Consider the following 20,268-nt stretch of genomic DNA (forward strand, 5'->3'; position numbering starts at 1 on the left):
TCACAAGCAAGTGGCGTCGGCCCCGGCGCTCGACGTATCCTTGCGCCATGGGACCCACAAACTTCAATGATAACCCGGTTGTACTGTCGATGCTCGTCGCCAATGGCGTCGGTTTTCTCGCGACCATGCTGTTCGGGCCGGGAATGATCGCCGGGCTCGGCTTGTGGCCGCTCGGCACCGAGGCGCTCAGTGCGCAGTACGTCGGCGGCGTACCCGGCTTTCAGATCTGGCAGCTCGTGACCTATGGCTTTCTGCATGGCGGTCTGCTGCATCTGTTCGTGAACATGTTCGCGCTTTGGATGTTCGGGACCAGCCTCGAGCGCTTCTGGGGATCGCGCCCGTTCCTCGGGTTCTATCTTGTGTGCCTGGTCGGCGCGGGGCTGATTCAGCTGGTGGTCGCGACGCTGGCGGCCGACTCAGGCAACCTCTATCCGACCATCGGCGCATCCGGCGCGGTGTTCGGCATCCTCCTCGGTTTTGCCATGATGTTCCCGGAGCAGCAGTTGATGCTGCTGTTCCCGCCCATCCCCATCAAGGCGAAGTACTTTGTCCTGTTTTATGGGGCGTTCGAACTCTACGCGGGCGTCACCGGATCGATGTCGGGTGTGGCGCATTTCGCGCACCTTGGGGGCATGGCGTTCGGCTTTCTCATGATCACCTACTGGCGGGGGCGATTGCCCATCAAACCGCAGCGTCGGCTCCTGCGCTGAGCCCGTGACGGTTTTCCACAGTACCTGTGGATAAGACTGTGGATGATTTCGCGATAAGCGGTCGGAACCCCTTGTAAGATGCGGTGTCACGACAAATTGATTGAATATTCACCAGTACTGCATTTTCCATTGATATCAGTACGTTACCGGATAAACCGATGAATCCGTCTCGTCACAATCCCGCAACCTCCCGTCTTGCCCAGCCGTTTGCAATCGGCTTTGACGGCCCCGGCGATCTGTGCATAAAAGCCGGCGGGGTGGGGCGGTCATGAGCGAAACGGTCTTCCTCGACCGGGATACGCTGGATCGCGGCGACCTCGATCTGAGTGCCCTGGCGGACCTCAGCGACGCCTGGCGCCCGGTCGGCCGTACCGCGCCCGATGCGATCAGTGAGACCATCGGTGAGGCGCGCATCGCCATCACCAACAAGTGTGTGATTGGTGCGCCCACGTTGGATGCCTGCCCGCAGCTTGCGCTGATCAATGTGGTGGCGACTGGCGTGAACAACATCGACGTCGAGGCCGCCCGGGCCCGCGGCGTCACCGTGACCCATTGCCGCGGTTATGGCATCGAAGCGGTGAGTCAGCACGCGATCACACTCATGCTGGCGCTATCCACCCGGCTGGTGGACTACCACCAGGCCGTCCAGCGCGGACGCTGGGCCCAGTCGCCGGACTTCTGCCTGCTTGACTACCCGATCCGCGAGCTTGCCGGGCAGACACTGGTGGTGGTGGGTTATGGCGATCTGGGGGCGGCGGTGGCCCATAAGGCCGAAGCCCTGGGCATGACCGTCCAGCTTGCCGAACGCCCGGGCGTCGCGGACCCGCGCCCGGGCCGGCTGTCGTTCGAGGCGGGGGTCGAGTGCGCCGATGTCCTGACGCTGCACTGTCCGCTGACTGACGCCACTCACCGGATGATCGACGCCCGCGTCCTCGGGCGCATGAAATCCACCGCACTTCTGATCAATACCGCCCGCGGTGGGCTGATTGACGAGCCGGCACTGGCGCATGCGCTGCGCACGGGCGGGATCGGCGGGGCAGGGCTGGACGTTCTGTCCGCTGAACCACCGGTCAATGGCAATCCATTGCTCGCGCCCGGGCTGCCGAACCTGATCATCACGCCGCACAGTGCGTGGGGCAGCCGGCGCGCCCGTCAGCGGATCGTCGAGCAGAGTATCGAGAACCTGCGCGCCTGGATGGCCGGTGCGCCCATAAGGTGTGTGACATGAACCCAAAAGGAGCCGACATGCACGAAGGCGTTGGCGTGATCACGGGCGCCGGCACGGGGATCGGCCGGGCGCTGGCCATACATTACGCGGCCAGGGCCCAGCCGGTGCTTGCCATCGGCCGGCGCGAGGCGCCGCTGCAGGCATTGGCGGATGAATATCCGCTGGTCCGCGCCGTGCCGGCGGATGTGGCCAGCGATGCCGGCCGCGCGGCAATTATCGAGGCGCTGGGCGATCAGCCGATCCGCGCACTGGTTCATAACGCCGGGGTCCTGGAGCCGGTGGGTCCGCTGCTCGAGCAGTCGGCCGAGGCGCTCCGCAGCCATATGGCCATCAATCTGGAAGCCCCGATTGCGCTCAGTCGGGCGTTGCGGGGGCGAATGGCCAACAATGGCCGCATCCTGCACGTGTCATCGGGCGCCGCGCACCGGGCCATGCCGGGTTGGGGCGCGTACTGCATCAGCAAGGCCGCGCTGCATATGGCCTATCAGGTGCTCAAGGCCGAGATGGGCAACGCCGCGGTGCATGTCGGGAGTCTGCGCCCGGGCGTGGTGGATACGCCGATGCAGTCGCTGATCCGCTCGCAATCCGTCGATGACTTTCCAGCGGTGGAGAACTTTCGCGCGCTCAAGGCCAACGATGCCCTGACGGCGCCCGCGCAGGTGGCCACCTTCATGGCGGCGGTCCTGGCGCTGCCGGGCGAGCGTTTCAGCGAACAGGAGTGGGACATCCGCGAGCACTGGGATCAGGTGGTGGGCGGTTGAAAGTGGCGGTCACACGGGGGCTGAGGTACTACGATGACGTCTTACATTTAACATAATATATATTATGCGCACTAATGGTTGGTTGGGATAAAACCCCGCTCGCTTCTGAGCCGGCCCCGACCTTGCTAACCTGTTCTGCTATGGCGCTCAATTTTCACGAATGGTTGCTCACCGAATCGGTGCGACTTCATGAGCAGCAGCACGGTCGCCGCCGCGACGATGAAACGGCCAACGCCGTGGCACGCTCGACCCGTGGCGCAATGACCGATCAGCTGGCGGCCCGCGCGTCGACACTGCCGCTGGCATCGGGTACCGCCGCGGATGTCCGGCGCCTGCAGCTTGGCGCCGCTGGCGCCGTCAGCCTGGTGATCATCGGCGCCGCCTTCGCGGGGATGCTGGTTGCCCGATCCAGTCTCCAGCCGGAAGGCATCGACACTCAGACGGCCCAGGTGGCGCTTGTGGGCCTTCCCACCCTTGCCCTGCTGGGCTGGCTTGCGGTGACGGCCGTTCGTCGCCTACGGGGCCTTAACGGCGGTCTTGCGGGGGCTGTTGCGCGCATCGCCCTTGAATCCCTTGGTCCACGATGGCTGCGCGGTGATCTGGCGGCGGATGTGACCCGTGCCGGGGTCTATCTGCTGCGAACGCGTGGCGGTCAGGCGTGCCTGGCGGCCGCGGTGCATGCGACATGGCTCGCTTATACGGGCGCGGCCGTCGCGGCTTTACTCAGCGCCGGCTCCGGGCTGGCACCGACCACTCAGATCGCGCTCTACGCGGCGCTGCCGCGGCTGCTCCTGATGCTGGGCTACACCGCTCTCGCGGGCTATCTCAGCCGGCGCATGACACTGGATGTCACGCTGCCGGGCTACCTGCAGCTGCGCGACCGGGTGCATGCCGGCTCGGTCCCGGCCAATCAGTCCGAGGCGCCGATGGCGACCCTGCCGCGCGCCCCGCGTCAGGCCGATGAAACCGCCAGCGGCCCAGTGCGGGTGTTTGCCGCTGAGCGCACCGCCGATGATCTTCAGGCCGCCGTGCCCGATCTCGACGCCGCGGTGCTGGGATCGGTGGATACCCGATCCGAGCGCCGCGCCCTCGCCTCGGTGTTGCGTGAGCGCCCGCACCCGCCGCCCGGGCTGCTCGCCACCTGCTCGGTGCTGCGCACGCCCGATACCGGCACGGCGCAGATCCTCGGTGACATGGCCGAGACGGCCGGCGCGCCGCTCATTCTTGTGCTGCACGACCGCCTTGCGCTTCTGGAGCGCGGCGGCGATCCCGACGCCCGTATCGCCGACTGGCACCGGCTCGCTGATTCCATCGGCGCCGATTGTGTCGTATTCGATCATCATCAACCGGATCCGGCGGCGATTGCCTCCATTCGCCAATGGACCCATGACGCGGAGGCCTTATGACCGACGCCGCCCCCCTCGACATCGGAATCGTCGGGCACACCAACGCCGGCAAGACCTCACTGGTGCGCACGCTCACGCGTAACCGCAATTTCGGCGAGGTCGAGGATCGCGGTGGCACCACCCGCCGGGTGTCGGCGGCAACGCTGGATGATGGCGAGGCCACCCGCCTGCGGCTGTGGGATTCGCCGGGTCTGGAGAACGCGCCGGCGCTGCTCGAGCATCTCGATGAATCAAGCACCGAGCGCCATGACGGACTGGCCGCCCTGCGTCGGCTACTCGACGATGCCGATATCGCCCGCCGGTTTCCCGAGGAAACCCGGGTCCTCGAGCTGACCCTGAGCTGCGATGGCCTGCTCTATGTCATTGACGTCCGCGAACCCGTGCTCGAGAAGTACAAGGACGAGCTCGCGGTCCTCGCCGCCAGCGCGCGCCCGATCATCGCCGTGCTCAACTTCGTGGCGGCGGATGACAGCCGTGAGTCGGAATGGCGCGACGCCCTCGCCCGCGTGACGCTGCACACCGTCGTCGCTTTTGATGCGCGGGTGCGGAGCTTCGAAACCGAGTTGCAGCTCTACCGTAAGATTGCGAGCCAACTCAATGATTTTGAACCGACGATCGAGGCCTGGATCGCCCATCGTGAGAGCGAGGAAGCCCATTGCCGGGCCGCCGCCCGCGAGACCATCGCCACCCTGTTGGTGGATGCCGCCGCGGCCCAGCGCGCCATCCAGCCCACTGACCCCAACGGCCCGGATCCCTCGCTGGAGGCCCTCCGTGAGGCCATTCGGGCCCGCGAACAGGTCTGTAGCGAAACGCTGCTGGGCCTCTACGCGTTCGCCGACGAGGACTATGAGGATCAGGACTGGCCACTGGCGAGTGGTTACTGGCCGGATGATGTCTTCAATGCCGACTCGCTCAAGCGCTACGCCCGCCAGACCGCCATCTACGCGGGTATTGGCGTGGTACTGGGTGGCGCCCTGGGGCTCGCCACCGGCCTGATGGGCACACGGACCGGGCTGTTGCTGGGGCTGCTGGTGGGCACCGGGGTCGGCGCGGCCGTGGCCCTTGGCCCGCCGTTATGGCGGCGGTCCTACGGTCAGCAGCCGGTCTGCGTGAGTGATGAGACACTCGAGCGGCTCACCGCCCGCCAGCTGCATCTGATCAGCGCCCTCAACCACCGCGGGCATGCCACCACCGATACGCTCGCCGGGGCGCAGTCGGCGCTTTTCGAGAACAGCGAGCGGGTGGAACTGTTGCGTGAGGCGCGCCGTCATCCGGAATGGTCATCGCTGAATGCGGCCTTCCGCGATACCGCGCGACGCAACGAGGTGATCGAGCGGATCAGCGCGAGCCTGCCCGACTTCTACATCGATTGATCGTCCGGCGGTTGGCCGCCGGCATCCGGTGTTTCGACGAACAACCGGTGCCAGCCGAGCAGGCCCTCGAGGCGCACCGTCAGCGTTTGCACGCCCTCCGCAAGGGGCGCCGCGAGGTAAACATGGATCCCGTCCACCGTCTTCAGGCGGTAGGCGTCGGCGTCGGCCGACGCCGGTGGCCCGGGTTCGGCCACCGGCAGCCGTGCCGTGCCGCCGCAGCAACCATGCCTCGGCGCGGACCGGAGCGTGACGGCGCCGCCGTGCCCCGTCAGCCAGCGCCGGGCGCGCGGGTCGATGCGAACGCCTGCCGAGTCCATTCCCTAGGACGTCGCCGTGGCGGGCGCCGCGCGCTCGAACATCGGCCGGGTCCGGTTGGCGACCTTGACCAGCGCCAGCATCAGCGGCACCTCGACAAGCACCCCGACGACGGTCGCGAGCGCCGCCCCCGAATGGACGCCGAACAGGCCGATGGCGGCGGCCACCGCCAGTTCAAAGAAATTGCTCGCGCCGATCATCGCCCCCGGTGCGGCGATGGCATGCGGCACACCCCAGCGCTGCGCCCACAGATAGGCGATGGCGAAGATCAGCACGGTCTGGACGATCAGCGGGACGGCGATCAGGGCGATATGCAGGGGGTTCTGGAGGATGACTTCACCCTGGAAGGCGAACAGCAGCACCAGCGTGGCGATCAGACCGATGGGTGTGACCGGCGCGAGCCGGCGCATGAATGTCTCGTCAAACCAGGCCTGGCCCCGCCGCCGGATCACCATCACCCGGGTCAGGTAGCCGGCGGCCAGCGGGATGACGATGTACATCAGCACCGAGAGCAGCATCGTCGCCCAGGGCACCTCGATGCTTGAAAGGCCCAGCAGCAGCATCACGATGGGTGCGAACGCCACCAGCATGATCAGATCGTTGAGCGAGACCTGCACGAGCGTATAGGCCGGGTCCCCGCGGGTCAGGTAGCTCCAGACGAACACCATCGCCGTACACGGTGCGGCGCCCAGCAGGATGGCTCCCGCCAGATACTCCCGGGCGCGCTCCGCGGCAATGAACGGCTCGAACAGGATCAGCAGAAAAAGACCGGCAATCAGGAACATGCTGAACGGTTTGATCAGCCAGTTGACGGTGGTGGTGATGATCAACCCGCGCGGTTGGCGTCGCACGCCCAGGATCGACGAGAAATCGATCTGCACCATCATGGGAAAGATCATCGCCCAGATCAGTACCGCGATGGGGATCGAGACCTGGGCGTATTCGAACTGCGACAGCGTGGCCGGCACCGCGGGTGCGAGCTGGCCGAGGGCCACGCCCGCGGCGATCGCGAGCGCCACCCAGACCGACAGGTAGCGCTCGAAAAAACCCATGCCCTCGCGGATATCCGGCGCCGACGGCGTCGCCTGCGGATCAGCACTCATGCGGGAAGTATCCTTATATGCCGGTATGCGTATGTCCAGATAAGTCTAAGCGCTGGGCCGCTGTCATCGCAAACCCCGTCGGACCGACCGACGTGACTGGCCAATGGCCGCCGACCCCGCGATAATGCACCGCCGATGCAGCCCGAGACGCCAATGGCCAGTAATGACGACACCACGCTGATCCGCACCGTCCGGATCGGCGGCACGACTTTCACCCTGCTCGGGACCGCCCATGTCTCGCCACAGAGTATCGCGGATGTGCGCCGCGAGGTGGACCGCGGTGACTACGATACGATCGCCGTCGAACTCTGCGACAGTCGCTATCAGAACCTCATGGACCCACAGGCCGTCGAGCAGATGGATCTGTTTGAGATCCTGCGCAGCGGCAAGGCCGGTATGGTGATCGCGAGTCTGGCGTTGGGGGCCTATCAGCAGCGTCTCGCCGATCAGTTTGATATCCGCCCCGGCGCTGAACTCGAGGCCGCCATTCACGGTGGCCGCCGTCGCCGCCTGCCGGTCTGGCGCATCGATCGCGACATCGGGACGACCCTCAAGCGGGTTTACCGCAACGTCCCCTGGTGGCAGCGGCCGTCGCTGTTCATGGGTCTGATCGGCAGCCTGCTCTCGCGCGATCAGGTGAGCGCGGATGACATCGAGCGACTCAAACAGGGCGACATGCTGGAGTCGACCTTCAGCGAGTTCGCGGCCGGCTCGGCGCGCCTGTTCGAGCCGCTGATCAGCGAGCGCGACCGGTACATGGCCGCGCAGCTGCTGGCCAACATCCAGGCCGCGGAGACGACACCCCGCTCGGTCCTGGTGGTGGTGGGCGCGGGCCATCTGAGCGGGCTCGAGCAGGCGCTCAGTGACGGCATCGACGATCCGGCCGCGGAATCCCGACGTCTCGAACAGGTCCCGCCCCGGTCACGCTGGCCCAAGGTCCTGCCCTGGGTGGTGGTGGCGATCATTCTCACCGGCTTCGCCATCGGCTTTGGCCGCAGCAGCGAACTGGGCTGGCAACTGGTCGGCGACTGGGTGCTGATCAATGGCAGCCTCTGCGCGTTGGGCACCGCCCTCGCACGGGGTCATCCGTTTACGGTGATCGGCTCGTTTGTCGCCGCGCCGCTGACATCGCTCAACCCCACCATCGGGGCGGGTTTCGTAGCCGCGGCGATTGAACTGATGAGCCGCCGACCGCGGGTGGAGGACTTTCGCGGGCTGCGCGAAGCGGTGGCGGACTGGCGCGGCTGGTGGCGCAACCGGGTCGCGCGCACGCTGCTGGTGTTCCTGTTCGCGACGCTCGGCTCGGCGGCGGGCACCTATCTGGCGGGCTTTCGGATCATCGGGCAGCTCGTGTGAAGCACGCGAAGAAGTTCTCGGCGGTCTGATCGGCCACTGCCGCCGGCGACAGGCCCTTGAGCTCGGCCAGGCATTCGATCACTGAGTGCACCCAAGCGGGCCGGTTCTCCTGGCCGCGGTGCGGCACCGGGGCCAGGTAGGGGCAGTCGGTTTCCACCAGCAGTCGGTCCATGGGCAATCCCCGCGCGGTGGCGCGCAGCGACTCCGCGCGCCGGAAGGTCAGAATCCCCGATAGCGAGAGATAGAACCCCAGATCAAGCAGCCCGCGGGCCGTGGCTTCATCCTCGACAAAGCAGTGAATGACGCCACCCACCGTCTCCGCCCCGCTCTCGCGCAGAATGGCCAGCGTATCCGCGGGCGCCTGGCGGCTGTGGACGATGATCGGTCGGCCTGAGAGGCGCGCCGCCTCGATATGCCGGCGAAACCGGTCCTGCTGCCAGGTGTAGTCCCCCGGGCCATCGCCATAATCGAGCCCCGTCTCGCCGATCGCCACCACCCGTGGGTGATCGGCCATGGCGGCCAGTGCCGGGGCATCCGGATCCTCGCCGCGGCCGCAGGGATGCACCCCTACCGAGGTGTAGAAGTCATTATGGCGCTCGCTGAAGGCCGTCAATCGGTCGCGTTCCTCCACCGCGACCGCCACATTCAGGAACGCATCCACGCCCGCTGCCCGGGCCTCGGCCAGCGCGGCATCGGCGCTCCCCGGTCGCTCGAGCAGATGGAAGTGGCAATGTGAATCCACAATCATGGTCGCCTCCAGGTCAGGAACAGGGCCTCGATGGACAGTTCGCGGCTGAGCGGTTGTTCGGCGGCTTCACGCAGTGGCAGGAGATCCCCCTGGATGCGGGCGAGACGCGCGCTGTCGAGCAGCGTTTGAAGCCCCTCGAGCGCCGGGTGACCACTCAGCCGCTGACGGGGATCGGTCGCGCCACGCATCAATTGAATGGCGAGCTGCTGCATGAGCCGTGTGGTCTCGAGCGCGCCCACCGGACGCCAGTCAGTGGCGGCCGCCACCGCACTCTGGTGCCCCTGGATGACGGCAGCCAGCGCAGCGGCCAGCGCCTCGAAGCGCTGCATGCCCTTCTCGGCCGCCAGCTGGCGGGCGGTGAGCGGACTGCCCCCCGCCAATGCGAGCAATGCCTCCGGCGCGTTCACGCCCTGCGCCTGCAGCCACGCCCGGGCGCTTGCCTGTGGCGGAATGCCGAGGCGCTCGTACTGGCAGCGGCTGCGGATGGTCGCACTCAGGCGCCCGGGTTGATGGCTGACCAGGATGAGCACCATGCCATCCGGCGGTTCCTCGAGGGTCTTGAGCAGCGCGTTGGCCGCGTGGCGGTTCATCGCCTCGGCCTGGGTCAGGACCACCACCCGGCGGCGGTTGTGCTGACTGGTGTGATGACTGAATTCGGTCAGCGCCCGGGTGGCTTCGATCTTGAGGATGCCGCTGCCCCCCTCGGCGGGCTCGACAATCTGATAGTCGGGATGACTGCCGGCCCGCCGCAGCCGGCAGTCCCGGCAGTCATCACAGGCGCGGGTGTCCACCGGCTGACTGCAGAGCAGCCGCGCCGCCATGGCTTCGGCCAGCGCCCGTTTGCCGGTCCCCGCCGGCCCACCGAGCAGCACGGCATGGGGCACGCGATTGGCCTCGATGCTCGCCGCGAATCGCTCCCAGGCGCGCTGCTGCCAGGGCATGGGGCGGGTTGTGTGGGCATCAACGCCAGCGGGCTCAGTCATCATAGTGCTCGTCGAGGAGGGTCTCGATGGCCGCGCCCACCCGGGCCAGCGATTGCGTGGCATCCACACGAGCGATGCGGGCGGGATTGGCGTTCGCGAGCTCGGCATAGGCCGCCCGCACCGCCTCAAAAAAACGCGCCCGTTCGGACTCGAACCGGTCGGGCGCGCTGCGCCCCGCCGCCCGTGCCAGCCCGGTCGCCACAGGCAGGTCCAGCCACAGGGTCAGTCCCGGTTGCAGGTCGCCGAGCAGCCAGTCGGCCAGCGCCCTCACCCGCTCGATGCCCAGACCACGCCCGCCGCCCTGATAGGCCAGACTGGCATCGGTGAATCGATCACAGATCACCCACTGCCCGGCCTGCAGAGCCGGCTGGATGATGGTCCGTACATGCTCGGCACGGGCGGCGAACATCAACAGCACCTCCGCCTCGGCACTCATCCCGGCCTCCCGATGGCCCAGCAGCACCTCGCGCAGCTCCTCGCCCAGCGCGGTCCCGCCGGGCTCCCGCGTGACCACCGGCTCCCCCCCGTGCGCGGTCACCCAATCACGGATGACCGCCAGTGCCGAGCTCTTGCCGGCACCTTCGGTCCCCTCGACGGTGATCAGGCGGCCCGTGTCCATGGGTCAGTCGCCCTCCCCGAGCTGGTAGCGGCGCACCGCCCGATTATGCGCCTTGAGGGTGTCCGAGAAGACGTGGCTGCCGTCGCCGCGGCTGACGAAATACAGGCTGTCGCCGGCGGCCGGATCCGCCGCCGCCTCGATGGCCGCGCGTCCGGCGAGGGCGATCGGTGTGGGCGGCAGACCGTGACGGGTGTAGGTGTTATACGGATTGTCGGTGCGCAGATGACGCCGCAGGAGATCGCCGTCGAATCGCTCGCCCAGTCCGTAGATCACGGTTGGATCCGTCTGCAGGCGCATGCCCTGGCGCAGCCGACGCACGAAGACACCGGCAATGCGGCGACGCTCCGCGGCCTGTCCGGTCTCCTTTTCAATGATCGAGGCAAGCGTCAGCAGCTCATCGGGGCTGTCCAGGGGCGTTGGCTGCGCGCGTTGCGCCCAGATCGATGCGAGGGTCGATTCCAGATCCCGATTGGCGCGTCGCAATATCTCGACATCGGTCTCGCCGCGCGGAAAGCGGTAGGTCTCGGGCAGGAAGCGGCCTTCCGCGGCCTCGCCGGGGCGACCGATGGCGCTCATCAGCGCCGCATGGGTGACACCGGCGGGCAGTGTCTGGCGGATCTGCGGGTGGCGGCGGATGGCGGCGAGCGCTTCGTCCACGCGCCAGCCCTCAACCAGTGTGATTTCGTACTCGATGACCCTGCCCTGGACCATGCGCTGGACCAGTCCGGCTGCGGTCAGGCCGGCGCTGATGGCGTACTCCCCGGCCTGGATGCGATTGGCCAGATCCTGCCAGCGCGCGTAAAGCCGCAGCGCCAGCGGATGGTCGATGAGGTCCCGCTCGGCCAGCTCATCGGCCACCCGGGCAAAGCTGGTGCCCCGTTCAACGGTGAGCGGCGCCGCATCGCTGCGGACCATGGGGGCGGTCTCGAGGTGTCGAACGCTACTGGTCACCACAACCACGACGACCACCGCCAGCGTCGCCATCAGTGCCGCCGCGATCAAGCCCACACGCCGCCGGCTCATGATCTGACCACCGCCGGCAGCAGCGCCGTGCCTGCGCGGACCAGCTCATCCTGGAGTCGATCCGCCCAGGGACTGCGCGGGAGGGGGTGACCGGCCAGTGTCCGTACGGGCCACAGGCCGATGAGGCTGTTCACCAGCATGACGCCCCGCGCCTGCCAGAGATCCGCCCGCCGCACGGCGGTCCGCTTGACCGACGCGCCGCTGGCCGCCGCCCGATCGAGCAGCCAGCCCTGCATCACACCGTCCACGCCGCAATCATCGGTAGCGGGCGCGCAGAGGTGATCCCCCTGATCGATGATGAGATTGCTGCTGGTCGCCTCGATGATGCGTCCATCCATTGCCTCCATGACGCCCTCGGCAGTGCCCGGATCGCTCCACTCGCCCCGCGCGAGGACCTGCTCAAGCCGATTGAGATGCTTGATCCCGGCCAGCGCCGGCTGGACCGCGAGCCGGGTCTCACAGAATCGCACGGCGACGCCCGTCTGCCACCAGTCATCGGGGCGCTCGGGCACCGCGCCGCATTGAGTGATCGTCGTCGTCTGTGGCGCCGTCGGCGGCGCATAGCCGCGCCCCCCTTCACCCCGGGTAACGGTCAGTCGGAGCGTGCCGAATCGTGGCAGGGCCAGCGCTGCCAGATCGGCCTGCCAACGCCCGCGGGACGGAACTGGCAGACCGAGTCGGCGGCAGCCGGTCTCGAGCCGGTCAAGATGCCGTGTCCAAAGCTGTGGCTGATGCCCGACGATGGCGAGAGTCTCGAAGACGCCATCCCCGTAACGCAGACCGCGATCATCGATGCCGGCAACGGTGCCCGGCTCGCCGTTGACCCGACAGGCGTCGCGGGCGGCGTTCACGCGTCAAGCGCGCGAAAGATCACCGTCCCGTTGGTGCCACCAAAACCGAATGAATTGGACAGGGCGGCCTGGATCGGTTGGTCACGCGCGACATTGGGGACAAGGTCCATGTCGAGATCCTCGTCCGGTGTTTCGAGATTGATGGTGGGCGGCAGGATGCCGTCGCGCATGGCGAGCAGCGTGAAGACCGCCTCGACCCCACCCGCGGCGCCCAGCAGATGCCCGGTCATCGATTTGGTGGAGCTCACCGGCAGGCGCCGCGCGTGCTCGCCGAAGGTGCCCTGCACCGCCCGCAGCTCGGCGCGGTCGCCGGCCTGGGTGGAGGTGCCGTGGGCGTTGACGTAGTCGATCTCATCCGGGTTCATGCCGGCGTCTTCCAGCGCCCGGTCCATGCAGCGCTGCGCCCCCTCGCCCGTCTCGGCGGGCAGGGTCATGTGATGGGCGTCCCCGCTCATCCCAAAGCCGGCGATTTCGGCATAAATGGGCGCCCCTCGCCGGCGTGCCTGCTCGTATTCCTCGAGAATCAGCACCGCCGCCCCGTCGCCCAGCACAAAGCCGTCCCGGCCCTGATCCCAGGGCCGACTGGCGCCCTGGGGATCGTCATTGCGGGTGGACAGTGCCCGGGCCGCCGCGAAACCGCCCAGCCCGGTGGGCGTGGTGGAGAACTCGGCCCCACCGGCGATCATCGCATCGGCATCCCCGTAGGCGATCATGCGCGCGCTCTGGCCGATGTTGTGGGTGGCACTGGTGCAGGCGGTCACTGTCGCGACGTTGGGCCCCTTGGCGCCGAGCAGGATCGACAGATTGCCCGAGACCATGTTGATGATCGCACTGGGGATGAAAAACGGCGATATCCGGCGCGGGCCGGATTCAAGATAGGTCTTGTGACCTTCCTCGATGGAGTGAATGCCACCGATGCCGGAGCCCACGGAGACGCCCACCCGGTCGGCGTTCTCCGAGTCGATTGTAAGCCCGGAATCCCGCAGCGCATCCACCGCCGCAGCGATTCCGTAATGGATGAAGGGGTCCATCTTGCGGGCTTCCTTGCGACTGAGGTACTGCGTGACGTCAAAGTCACGCACCTCGCCCCCGAAGCGAACCGCGAACGGCGTCGTATCAAAGCGCTGGATCGGCTGAATGCCGCTGCGCCCCTCACGAATGCTCTGCCAGGCGCTGTCAGTGGTGTTGCCCACCGGCGACACGATACCCAGCCCGGTGACTACGACCCTGCGTCCGATCACCCGCGAACCCCCTGCCGTTACTCTTCGAGGTGACGGTTGATGTAGTCGAACGCGTGCCGGACCGTGGTGATCTTCTCGGCTTCCTCGTCCGGGATCTCGCACTCGAACTCTTCCTCGAGCGCCATCACCAGCTCAACGGTGTCGAGCGAATCCGCGCCCAGGTCGTCGACGAACGACGCCTCGGCGGTCACTTCGTCTTCCTTGACGCCGAGCTGCTCGACCACGATTTTCTTGACTCTTTCCTCGATGCTACTCATCTCGCTCCTACCTCTCGGATTGCAATTGTGGGGCTATGGCCCGAACCGGGGCGTATTCTATGGAATACGGTGACAATGCGCCAGCAACCGGCTAAGGCATCAGCAGCCCGCCGTTGACGTTAAGGGTTTCACCGGTGATATAGCCACCGGCGGGGGATGCCAGAAAGCAGGCCGCCGCCGCGATATCCGCGGGGTGGCCCAGCCGCTGCAGGGGTGTCTGCGCGGTCAGCGCCGCACGCTGATCATCGTCCAGCGCGTCGGTCATGTCGGTTTCGATGAACCCGGGGGCGATGGCGTTGACCGTGATATTGCGGGCCCCGACCTCGCGGGCCAGCGAACGGGTCATGCCCAGCAGCCCGGCCTTGGCCGCGGCGTAGTTGGTCTGACCGGCATTGCCCATCAGCCCCACCACCGAGCCGATATTGATGATGCGCCCGTGGCGGGCCTTCATCATCCCGCGGAGCACCGCCCGCGAGACGCGGAACACCGCACTGAGGTTCGTGTCGATGACCTGATCCCAGTCCTCGTCACTCAGGCGCATGGCGAGGTTGTCGCGGGTGATGCCGGCATTGTTGACCAGAATCCCGGGCGTGCCCTCGTTGGCGGCGATATCGCGCACGCAGGCATCAATGGCCGCGCGGTCCTGGACGTCAAGCGCCACTCCGCGACCGGCGATGCCCAACGTCTCGAGATGGGCGCTGATGCGGTCGGCCCCCACCTCGCGGGTCGCGGTGCCGATCACCGTCGCCCCGCTGCGGCCGAGCTGTTCGGCGATCGCCGCCCCAATGCCGCGGCTGGCGCCGGTCACCAGGGCGATCTCGCCGTCGAGTTGCAGATTCATGTCAGCTCCAGTGTGTTCAGTGCCTTGGCCAGCGAATCCGGATCGTGGATCGCCTGAATGCCCATCCGGCGGTCGATTCGGCGGTTGAGCCCGGCGAGGACCCGTCCCGGCCCGCACTCGACCACCTGCTCGATACCCTGGCCGGCGAGCGTCTCGATGCACTCGGTCCAGCGCACCGGCGAGCGCACCTGCTCGACCAGGCGCTCGCGGATGGCCTCGGGCGCCGTCCCCAGACTCAGATCAACATTGTGAACCACCGGGATGGCCGGCGCATGGACCGGCACATCCGCCAGACGCCGGGCGAGTCGCTCAGCCGCGGGCGCCATCAGCGAGCAGTGTGCCGGCACGCTCATCGGCAGCATCACTGCCCGTTTGGCCCCGGCCTCGCGGGCCGCCTCGAGGGTGCGGTCGACCGTGGCGCGGTGCCCGGCTATCACGATCTGCCCCGGGGCGTTGTAGTTGACCGGCTCGACCACCCCATCGCCCGCCTGCTCACACAGCTCAGCGAGGGTGGACTCATCCAGTCCCAGGACCGCCGCCATTGCCCCCTCGCCCTCCGGTACGGCGTCCTGCATGTAGCGGCCACGATCGCGCACCAGTTCAACGGCGACGGGAAAGTCCAACGCCCCGGCGGCGACCAGCGCGGTGTATTCGCCCAGGCTGTGCCCGGCCATCAGCGCCGGCAGCGCCCCGCCGCCCTCACGCCACGCCCGCCAGACCGCGACGCCGGCCGTGAGCATCAGCGGCTGGGTATGGTCGGTGCGGTTGAGCAGCGTCTCGGGCCCCTCGCTGGCCAGTGCCCACAGGTCTTCGCCCATGGCGGATGAGGCTTCGATGAAGGTTTTCTGGACCACGGCATGGCGCTCGGCCAGGTCCGCGAGCATCCCCAGTGATTGGGAGCCCTGACCGGGAAACACGAAGGCAAGATCGGTACGCGTCGGCATAGTCATTTCCGTTCAGTAGCGGATCAGGGCGGAGCCCCAGGTGAAACCGGCCCCGAAGGCTTCAAGCAGCAGCAGATCACCGCGCTGGATACGGCCATCGCTCACCGCCGTGTGCAGGGCGAGCGGGATCGACGCCGCCGATGTGTTGCCCTGCTCGGCGACGGTGCTCACCATCCGGTCGGTGGACAGTCCGAGCTTGCGCGCCGTCGCTGTCATGATGCGGATGTTTGCCTGGTGCGGCACCAGCCAGTCGACGTCGCCACGGGCCAGCCCGTTGGCCTCAAGCGTTTCATCAACCAGCGCGCCGAGGGTGCGCACCGCCACGCGGAACACCTCATTGCCGCGCATACTGACCTTGCCATGACTGCCCTGCAGTGACTCGTAACCCTGGGCAACGCCCCAGGGCACATTGAGCAGTGGTGTCTGCCGTCCGTCGGCATGCAGGTGGGTGGAGAGGATGCCCGGCGCCTCGCCGGCCTCGAGCACCACCGCTCCGGCGCCATCGCCGAACAGCACACAGGTGCTTCGGTCGGACCAGTCGAGGATGCGCGAGAACACCTCGGCACCGATCACCAGCGCGCGACGGGCACCGCCTGTGCGGATGAACCGGTCGGCCACATCCAGACCGTAGACGAACCCGGAGCAGGCGGCCCCCAGATCGAAGGCGATGGCGCCGGGGGCGATGCCGAGGCGCTCGATCAGTCGGCAGGCGGTGCTGGGGAAGACATGATCCGGCGTCGAGGTGGCGACCAGCACCAGGTCGATGGCGTCGGCGCCGATACCGGCATTGGCAAGCGCCTCGAGGGCGGCCGCCTCGGCCAGGTCCGAGCAGATCTGATCGGGGGCGGCGACGTGGCGCTGGGCGATGCCCGTGCGCTCGACGATCCAGCGATCGGAGGTCTCAACCAGGGTCTCGAGTTCGGCATTGGTCACCACCCGCTCGGGCAGGTAACCGCCGGTACCACTGATCCGGGAATGGCTCATTGCGTCGGACCCGCGCCGAAGATCTCACCGAGACGCGCGTCGATGCGCTGAGGGATGGCCTCGGAGGCCTCGATGAATCCGGTCTCGATGGCCTGCTCGAACGCCCAGGCATCGGCGCTGCCGTGGCTTTTGACCACCACGCCGCGCAGCCCCAGGAGACTGGCGCCATTGTACTGGCGATGGTCGAGACGCCGGCGCAGGGCCTTGAGCACCGGGAGCGCCACAAGCCCCGCCAGGCGGGTGAAGCCGTTGCGCCGGAACTCATCGCGCAGGTACTGCGAAATCATCGCCGCCACCCCTTCGCTGCTCTTGAGCGCCACGTTGCCGGTGAACCCGTCGCAGACCACCAGGTCGGCGACATTGTGGAACATGCGGTCGCCCTCGACGTAACCGATGTAGTTGAGGCCGCTGGACTGCAGCAGCTGGGCCGCCTGCTTGACCTGATCATTGCCCTTGATCTCCTCCTCGCCCAGGTTGAGCAACCCGATGCGGGGATGGTCGCTGTCACCGGCCGCTTCGACAAGCACCGACCCCATGACGGCGAACTGGAACAGGTGCTCGGCGGTGCAGTCGACGTTGGCGCCCAGATCGAGCATCCGGAACCGCCCCCCGCGGCAGGGAATGGTCGTGCAGATCGCCGGCCGGTCGATGCCCGGCAGGGTCTTCAGCCGATAACGCGCGGTGGCCATCAATGCGCCGGTATTTCCGGCGCTGACGCAGGCATCGGCTTCGCCGCTGCGCACCAGATCAATGGCGACCCGCATCGATGAGTCGCGCTTGAAGCGCAGTGCCTGGGAGGGCGACTCGTCCATGTCGACGACCTGGCTGGCGGGTTGGATGGTCAGGCGCTGGCGGACCGGCGGATCGAGCGAGGCGGCGGCGGACTCAAGGCGCTCCTGATCCCCGACCAGGATCAGCGACAGCGACGGGTGACGGCCCAGCATGGCGGCGGCCGCCGGCAGGGTGACCGCCGGGCCGTGATCGCCGCCCATGGCGTCGATGGCCAGGGTACAGGTATCACTCATGGGTGCCGCTTCACATCGCCACAACGAAATGGCCGCGTCAGCGCAGCGCCGACGCGGCCGATGGGTTCACTGCTCACCCGGCTAGTCGTCCTTGCCGGTGGTCACCTTGCGTCCACGATAGTAGCCGTCGGCGGAGATGTGATGACGGCGATGGGTTTCCCCGGTCGTCGGCTCCACACTGAGCGTGGGGTGTTCAAGGGCGTGGTGGCTGCGGCGCATGCCACGGCGCGAAGGGGATTTTTTCGATTTCTGTACGGCCATTGTTGATCCTGCCTGTTGCTGAGTCGGTCAGTGTACCTCACCCGAATCGTCCCGCTTGAGTGATTCGAGTGCCTGAAATGGGTTGTCGCGCGCGGGGGCGGCCTCGCCCGCCGGTCCGAACTGCCGTTGTCCGCCGTCGCAGTCCGTATCGTCATGGGTCGGAATCACCGGCAGCGCCAGTATCAGCTCGTCTTCGATCAGCGCGGCGATGTCGAGCTGCCCCTTGGGCGCCACCACCACGGGCTGATCGGCCCCGTAGCCATCCGCCTCTTCAATCCGATCGACGACGACCAGATCGAACGCCCCCGCCGTGTCCAGCGCGACCGGCGCCAGACAACGCTCGCAGACCAGTGTGACCACGGCCGAGCAGTTGCCCTGAAGCCGGGGCCGCCCGCGATCGATGGTCAGCGTCAGCGTGGCGCTGACATCGCCCACCCGGGCATCCAGGGCATCCATGCGTGGCAGCGGACAGCCCGCCAGCGCCCCGGCCCACGAGTGCTCGCCCTCGCCCAGACGGGCGATGTCGACGCGATGCGGTAAGCCATTCCCGTGCATAACCGTTGAATGTTAGGGGGCCATGGGGAAGCTGTCAAAAAGCGCTGACACCGGCCCACAACAGTTTGCGTCCGCCCGCGCCGTCGTCGACCATATTCCATCGACCTTCAACCCGGGATCCGCGCATGGCCTCCATCATCCTCGCCTCAAGCTCCCCCTATCGCGCCGAGCTGCTGCGCCGTCTGCAGATCGATTTCACGACGATTGCCCCGAATATCGACGAGACCCGTCGCCCGGGGGAAACCCCCGAGACCTACGTCCGCCGTCTGGCCCGGGAAAAGGCCGCGGCCGTTGCTGCTGATCATCCCCGGGCCGTGGTCATCGGCTCGGATCAGTGCAGCGAATGCCGGGGGGAGATCCTCGGCAAGCCGGGCACGGTGGAGCGGGCCATCGATCAGCTGCTGGCCGCATCCGGCCAGCCCGTGACACTGACCACCGCCGTCGCGGTCCATGACCCCGCCAGCGGCCATATTGAAGTCGACGCCGTGACGACGGATGTCCGCTTCCGCCGCCTGGCGCGCGCCGCCATCGAGCGCTACGTGCACACCGATCAGCCGCTCGACTGCGCCGGGGCATTCCGCGCCGAAGGGCTCGGAATCAGCCTGTTCGAGTCAATTCGCACCGACGACCCCAACGCCCTGATCGGCCTGCCGCTGATCGCGCTGAATCAGCTGCTCGGGCGAATCGGCATCATCCGCCCCTGATTCAGGGGCGCAGCGTCGGGCCCTGCATGCGATTCAGGGTGGTGGCCATGGCGCTGCCGACCTGCTCAAGCGCCCGGTCGAGCAGCCGCCGGCGCGGCGTGTAGTCGACCCGTCGGGGCGCACCGATCACCGAGCGGGCCACACTCTCGGGGCTGCCATAGGCGTCCGCCAGGCCGATCTCGATGCCCTCGCCGCCGGTCCAGATACGTCCCGAGTAGAGGGACGACGGGTCGCCGGTCAGCCGATCGCCGCGGCCGGCCTCGACCGCCTCGATGAACTGCTCGTGAATGGCGTCGAGCATGCCCTGCATTTCCTCTATCTGATCAGAGTCCGGTGGCATGAACGGATCCAGCCCGGCCTTCTCGTCGCCAGCGGTGTAGACACGGCGCTCGATACCCAGCCGATTGATGGCTTCTGAGAAACCGAACCCTCGATTGATCACCCCGATGGAGCCGATCAGTGACGCGCCATTGACATGGATCTCGTCCGCCGCGGCGGCGATGTAGTAGGCACCGGAGGCCATGATGTCGCCGGCCACCGCATGCACCGGTGTCTCCGGGTGAGCCGAGCGGAGCCGTTCAATGGCCTGGTAGACGCGGCTCGAGGCCACCGGCGAGCCGCCGGGGCTGTTGATCTGCAGCAGGACGCCCTCGGCGTTCTCCGCCTCGAAGGCGCGCTCCAGACCCTCGATGAGGCGCTCGGCATTCGCCGGGCGACTGGCCAGGATCGGTCCGTTGACCTGCACCACGGCGGTATGGGGCCCGGTGGGCTGGGACTCTCCCAGCGCCAGCAGCGGGCCCAGAGTCGAGAAAACCGCCGTGCCGATGATCAACAGGAATACGATTCGCAGGAAGATCCCCCAGCGGCGGGTACGCCGACGCTCCCGGACGCTTTCAAGGGCAACCTCGCGAAGGGTTTCACGCGCCCAGGACTCATCATCACTCATCGGTTCACTCCCGTTCATCACGGCCTTCCGGCCG

General features: G+C 67.4%; 23 protein-coding genes. 7 read left to right on the forward strand and 16 right to left on the reverse strand.

The features are described from left to right. Nucleotides 1-47 precede the first annotated feature (47 nt). The 5 genes from BBH56_RS03870 to BBH56_RS03890 all read left to right on the forward strand — a co-directional run bounded on the left by BBH56_RS03870 (nucleotide 48) and on the right by BBH56_RS03890 (nucleotide 5,478). On the forward strand, nucleotides 48-710 hold the full coding sequence (locus BBH56_RS03870) for a rhomboid family intramembrane serine protease (RefSeq protein WP_148122002.1): 663 nt from the start codon (nucleotides 48-50) through the stop codon (nucleotides 708-710). Between the two features lie 268 nt (nucleotides 711-978). Then, nucleotides 979-1,938, forward strand: a complete 960-nt coding sequence (locus BBH56_RS03875; RefSeq protein WP_148122003.1) for a D-2-hydroxyacid dehydrogenase — start codon at nucleotides 979-981, stop codon at nucleotides 1,936-1,938. Beyond that, complete coding sequence (locus tag BBH56_RS03880; RefSeq protein WP_318262600.1) at nucleotides 1,935-2,699, forward strand: SDR family NAD(P)-dependent oxidoreductase; 765 nt, start codon at nucleotides 1,935-1,937, stop codon at nucleotides 2,697-2,699. The genes BBH56_RS03875 and BBH56_RS03880 overlap by 4 nt, the downstream gene beginning before the upstream one ends. 140 nt (nucleotides 2,700-2,839) lie before the next feature. Further along, nucleotides 2,840-4,105, forward strand: coding sequence for a DUF2868 domain-containing protein (locus BBH56_RS03885; protein WP_157809084.1), 1,266 nt, complete (start codon nucleotides 2,840-2,842; stop codon nucleotides 4,103-4,105). Beyond that, the gene (locus BBH56_RS03890) at nucleotides 4,102-5,478 is read left to right on the forward strand and encodes a GTPase/DUF3482 domain-containing protein (RefSeq protein WP_148122006.1); all 1,377 of its coding nucleotides are present in this window, start codon (nucleotides 4,102-4,104) and stop codon (nucleotides 5,476-5,478) included. Before BBH56_RS03885 ends, BBH56_RS03890 begins: the two co-directional genes overlap by 4 nt. Here BBH56_RS03890 and BBH56_RS03895 read toward each other — a convergent pair. After that, a complete protein-coding gene (locus BBH56_RS03895) occupies nucleotides 5,466-5,795 on the reverse strand; it encodes a CC/Se motif family (seleno)protein (RefSeq protein WP_318262601.1) in 330 nt (109 codons plus the stop codon). The two genes, BBH56_RS03890 and BBH56_RS03895, sit on opposite strands and share 13 nt — an antisense overlap. A 3-nt stretch (nucleotides 5,796-5,798) precedes the next feature. Continuing rightward, complete coding sequence (arsB, locus tag BBH56_RS03900) at nucleotides 5,799-6,896, reverse strand: ACR3 family arsenite efflux transporter (RefSeq protein WP_198515258.1); 1,098 nt, start codon at nucleotides 6,894-6,896, stop codon at nucleotides 5,799-5,801. A gap of 153 nt (nucleotides 6,897-7,049) precedes the next feature. On the opposite strand from arsB, the gene BBH56_RS03905 reads away from it, so the two are divergent. After that, nucleotides 7,050-8,252, forward strand: a complete 1,203-nt coding sequence (locus BBH56_RS03905) for a TraB/GumN family protein (protein WP_148122735.1) — start codon at nucleotides 7,050-7,052, stop codon at nucleotides 8,250-8,252. Here the strand turns inward: BBH56_RS03905 and BBH56_RS03910 are convergent. From BBH56_RS03910 to BBH56_RS03970, 13 genes are all read right to left on the reverse strand, one after another. Continuing rightward, complete coding sequence (locus BBH56_RS03910) at nucleotides 8,233-9,000, reverse strand: TatD family hydrolase (protein WP_148122007.1); 768 nt, start codon at nucleotides 8,998-9,000, stop codon at nucleotides 8,233-8,235. The genes BBH56_RS03905 and BBH56_RS03910 overlap by 20 nt on opposite strands. After that, nucleotides 8,997-9,986, reverse strand: coding sequence for a DNA polymerase III subunit delta' (holB, locus tag BBH56_RS03915; protein ID WP_157809085.1), 990 nt, complete (start codon nucleotides 9,984-9,986; stop codon nucleotides 8,997-8,999). The genes BBH56_RS03910 and holB overlap by 4 nt, the downstream gene beginning before the upstream one ends. Further along, on the reverse strand, nucleotides 9,976-10,602 hold the full coding sequence (gene tmk / locus BBH56_RS03920; RefSeq protein WP_148122009.1) for a dTMP kinase: 627 nt from the start codon (nucleotides 10,600-10,602) through the stop codon (nucleotides 9,976-9,978). The genes holB and tmk overlap by 11 nt, the downstream gene beginning before the upstream one ends. 3 nt (nucleotides 10,603-10,605) lie before the next feature. Beyond that, nucleotides 10,606-11,625, reverse strand: coding sequence for an endolytic transglycosylase MltG (gene mltG, locus BBH56_RS03925; protein WP_148122010.1), 1,020 nt, complete (start codon nucleotides 11,623-11,625; stop codon nucleotides 10,606-10,608). Next, entirely contained in the window at nucleotides 11,622-12,476 is an 855-nt protein-coding gene (pabC, locus tag BBH56_RS03930) for an aminodeoxychorismate lyase (RefSeq protein WP_148122011.1), read from the reverse strand. Before pabC ends, mltG begins: the two co-directional genes overlap by 4 nt. Beyond that, nucleotides 12,473-13,717, reverse strand: coding sequence for a beta-ketoacyl-ACP synthase II (fabF, locus tag BBH56_RS03935; RefSeq protein ID WP_148122012.1), 1,245 nt, complete (start codon nucleotides 13,715-13,717; stop codon nucleotides 12,473-12,475). The genes pabC and fabF overlap by 4 nt, the downstream gene beginning before the upstream one ends. A gap of 17 nt (nucleotides 13,718-13,734) precedes the next feature. Continuing rightward, complete coding sequence (gene acpP, locus BBH56_RS03940) at nucleotides 13,735-13,974, reverse strand: acyl carrier protein (RefSeq protein ID WP_023366518.1); 240 nt, start codon at nucleotides 13,972-13,974, stop codon at nucleotides 13,735-13,737. Between the two features lie 91 nt (nucleotides 13,975-14,065). After that, complete coding sequence (gene fabG / locus BBH56_RS03945) at nucleotides 14,066-14,809, reverse strand: 3-oxoacyl-ACP reductase FabG (RefSeq protein ID WP_148122736.1); 744 nt, start codon at nucleotides 14,807-14,809, stop codon at nucleotides 14,066-14,068. Nucleotides 14,810-14,811: 2 nt separating this feature from the next. Continuing rightward, the gene (fabD, locus tag BBH56_RS03950; protein ID WP_148122013.1) at nucleotides 14,812-15,759 is read right to left on the reverse strand and encodes an ACP S-malonyltransferase; all 948 of its coding nucleotides are present in this window, start codon (nucleotides 15,757-15,759) and stop codon (nucleotides 14,812-14,814) included. A gap of 12 nt (nucleotides 15,760-15,771) precedes the next feature. After that, nucleotides 15,772-16,743: a beta-ketoacyl-ACP synthase III gene (locus BBH56_RS03955; protein ID WP_110882856.1), complete on the reverse strand. Its 972-nt coding sequence runs from the start codon at nucleotides 16,741-16,743 to the stop codon at nucleotides 15,772-15,774. Then, nucleotides 16,740-17,768 (reverse strand): phosphate acyltransferase PlsX, encoded by a 1,029-nt coding sequence (gene plsX / locus BBH56_RS03960; protein ID WP_148122014.1) that lies wholly within the window; start codon nucleotides 17,766-17,768, stop codon nucleotides 16,740-16,742. Before plsX ends, BBH56_RS03955 begins: the two co-directional genes overlap by 4 nt. 81 nt (nucleotides 17,769-17,849) lie before the next feature. Beyond that, nucleotides 17,850-18,029: a 50S ribosomal protein L32 gene (rpmF, locus tag BBH56_RS03965; RefSeq protein ID WP_148122015.1), complete on the reverse strand. Its 180-nt coding sequence runs from the start codon at nucleotides 18,027-18,029 to the stop codon at nucleotides 17,850-17,852. A gap of 27 nt (nucleotides 18,030-18,056) precedes the next feature. Further along, entirely contained in the window at nucleotides 18,057-18,584 is a 528-nt protein-coding gene (locus BBH56_RS03970; RefSeq protein WP_148122016.1) for a YceD family protein, read from the reverse strand. A gap of 125 nt (nucleotides 18,585-18,709) precedes the next feature. On the opposite strand from BBH56_RS03970, the gene BBH56_RS03975 reads away from it, so the two are divergent. Beyond that, on the forward strand, nucleotides 18,710-19,288 hold the full coding sequence (locus BBH56_RS03975) for a Maf family protein (protein ID WP_148122017.1): 579 nt from the start codon (nucleotides 18,710-18,712) through the stop codon (nucleotides 19,286-19,288). Between the two features lies 1 nt (nucleotide 19,289). Here the strand turns inward: BBH56_RS03975 and BBH56_RS03980 are convergent, their stop codons facing one another. Continuing rightward, the gene (locus BBH56_RS03980; RefSeq protein ID WP_148122737.1) at nucleotides 19,290-20,234 is read right to left on the reverse strand and encodes a S49 family peptidase; all 945 of its coding nucleotides are present in this window, start codon (nucleotides 20,232-20,234) and stop codon (nucleotides 19,290-19,292) included. Nucleotides 20,235-20,268 lie beyond the last annotated feature (34 nt).

The sequence above is a fragment of the Spiribacter roseus genome (assembly GCF_002813635.1).
Taxonomy (GTDB): Bacteria; Pseudomonadota; Gammaproteobacteria; order Nitrococcales; family Nitrococcaceae; genus Spiribacter; species Spiribacter roseus.

Bases quoted from the DNA above. Each gene is read 5' to 3' on its own strand.
- BBH56_RS03905 (WP_148122735.1), top strand. From the start codon at position 7,050: ATGGCCAGTAATGACGACACCACGCTGATCCGCACCGTCCGGATCGGC.
- acpP (WP_023366518.1), bottom strand. From the start codon at position 13,974: ATGAGTAGCATCGAGGAAAGAGTCAAGAAAATCGTGGTCGAGCAGCTC.
- BBH56_RS03895 (WP_318262601.1), bottom strand. From the start codon at position 5,795: ATGGACTCGGCAGGCGTTCGCATCGACCCGCGCGCCCGGCGCTGGCTG.
- mltG (WP_148122010.1), bottom strand. From the start codon at position 11,625: ATGAGCCGGCGGCGTGTGGGCTTGATCGCGGCGGCACTGATGGCGACG.
- rpmF (WP_148122015.1), bottom strand. From the start codon at position 18,029: ATGGCCGTACAGAAATCGAAAAAATCCCCTTCGCGCCGTGGCATGCGC.
- plsX (WP_148122014.1), bottom strand. From the start codon at position 17,768: ATGAGTGATACCTGTACCCTGGCCATCGACGCCATGGGCGGCGATCAC.
- holB (WP_157809085.1), bottom strand. From the start codon at position 9,986: ATGATGACTGAGCCCGCTGGCGTTGATGCCCACACAACCCGCCCCATG.
- tmk (WP_148122009.1), bottom strand. From the start codon at position 10,602: ATGGACACGGGCCGCCTGATCACCGTCGAGGGGACCGAAGGTGCCGGC.
- BBH56_RS03970 (WP_148122016.1), bottom strand. From the start codon at position 18,584: ATGCACGGGAATGGCTTACCGCATCGCGTCGACATCGCCCGTCTGGGC.
- BBH56_RS03870 (WP_148122002.1), top strand. From the start codon at position 48: ATGGGACCCACAAACTTCAATGATAACCCGGTTGTACTGTCGATGCTC.
- BBH56_RS03885 (WP_157809084.1), top strand. From the start codon at position 2,840: ATGGCGCTCAATTTTCACGAATGGTTGCTCACCGAATCGGTGCGACTT.
- BBH56_RS03890 (WP_148122006.1), top strand. From the start codon at position 4,102: ATGACCGACGCCGCCCCCCTCGACATCGGAATCGTCGGGCACACCAAC.
- fabD (WP_148122013.1), bottom strand. From the start codon at position 15,759: ATGCCGACGCGTACCGATCTTGCCTTCGTGTTTCCCGGTCAGGGCTCC.
- BBH56_RS03955 (WP_110882856.1), bottom strand. From the start codon at position 16,743: ATGAGCCATTCCCGGATCAGTGGTACCGGCGGTTACCTGCCCGAGCGG.
- arsB (WP_198515258.1), bottom strand. From the start codon at position 6,896: ATGAGTGCTGATCCGCAGGCGACGCCGTCGGCGCCGGATATCCGCGAG.
- BBH56_RS03875 (WP_148122003.1), top strand. From the start codon at position 979: ATGAGCGAAACGGTCTTCCTCGACCGGGATACGCTGGATCGCGGCGAC.
- BBH56_RS03975 (WP_148122017.1), top strand. From the start codon at position 18,710: ATGGCCTCCATCATCCTCGCCTCAAGCTCCCCCTATCGCGCCGAGCTG.
- BBH56_RS03880 (WP_318262600.1), top strand. From the start codon at position 1,935: ATGAACCCAAAAGGAGCCGACATGCACGAAGGCGTTGGCGTGATCACG.
- BBH56_RS03980 (WP_148122737.1), bottom strand. From the start codon at position 20,234: ATGAGTGATGATGAGTCCTGGGCGCGTGAAACCCTTCGCGAGGTTGCC.
- BBH56_RS03910 (WP_148122007.1), bottom strand. From the start codon at position 9,000: ATGATTGTGGATTCACATTGCCACTTCCATCTGCTCGAGCGACCGGGG.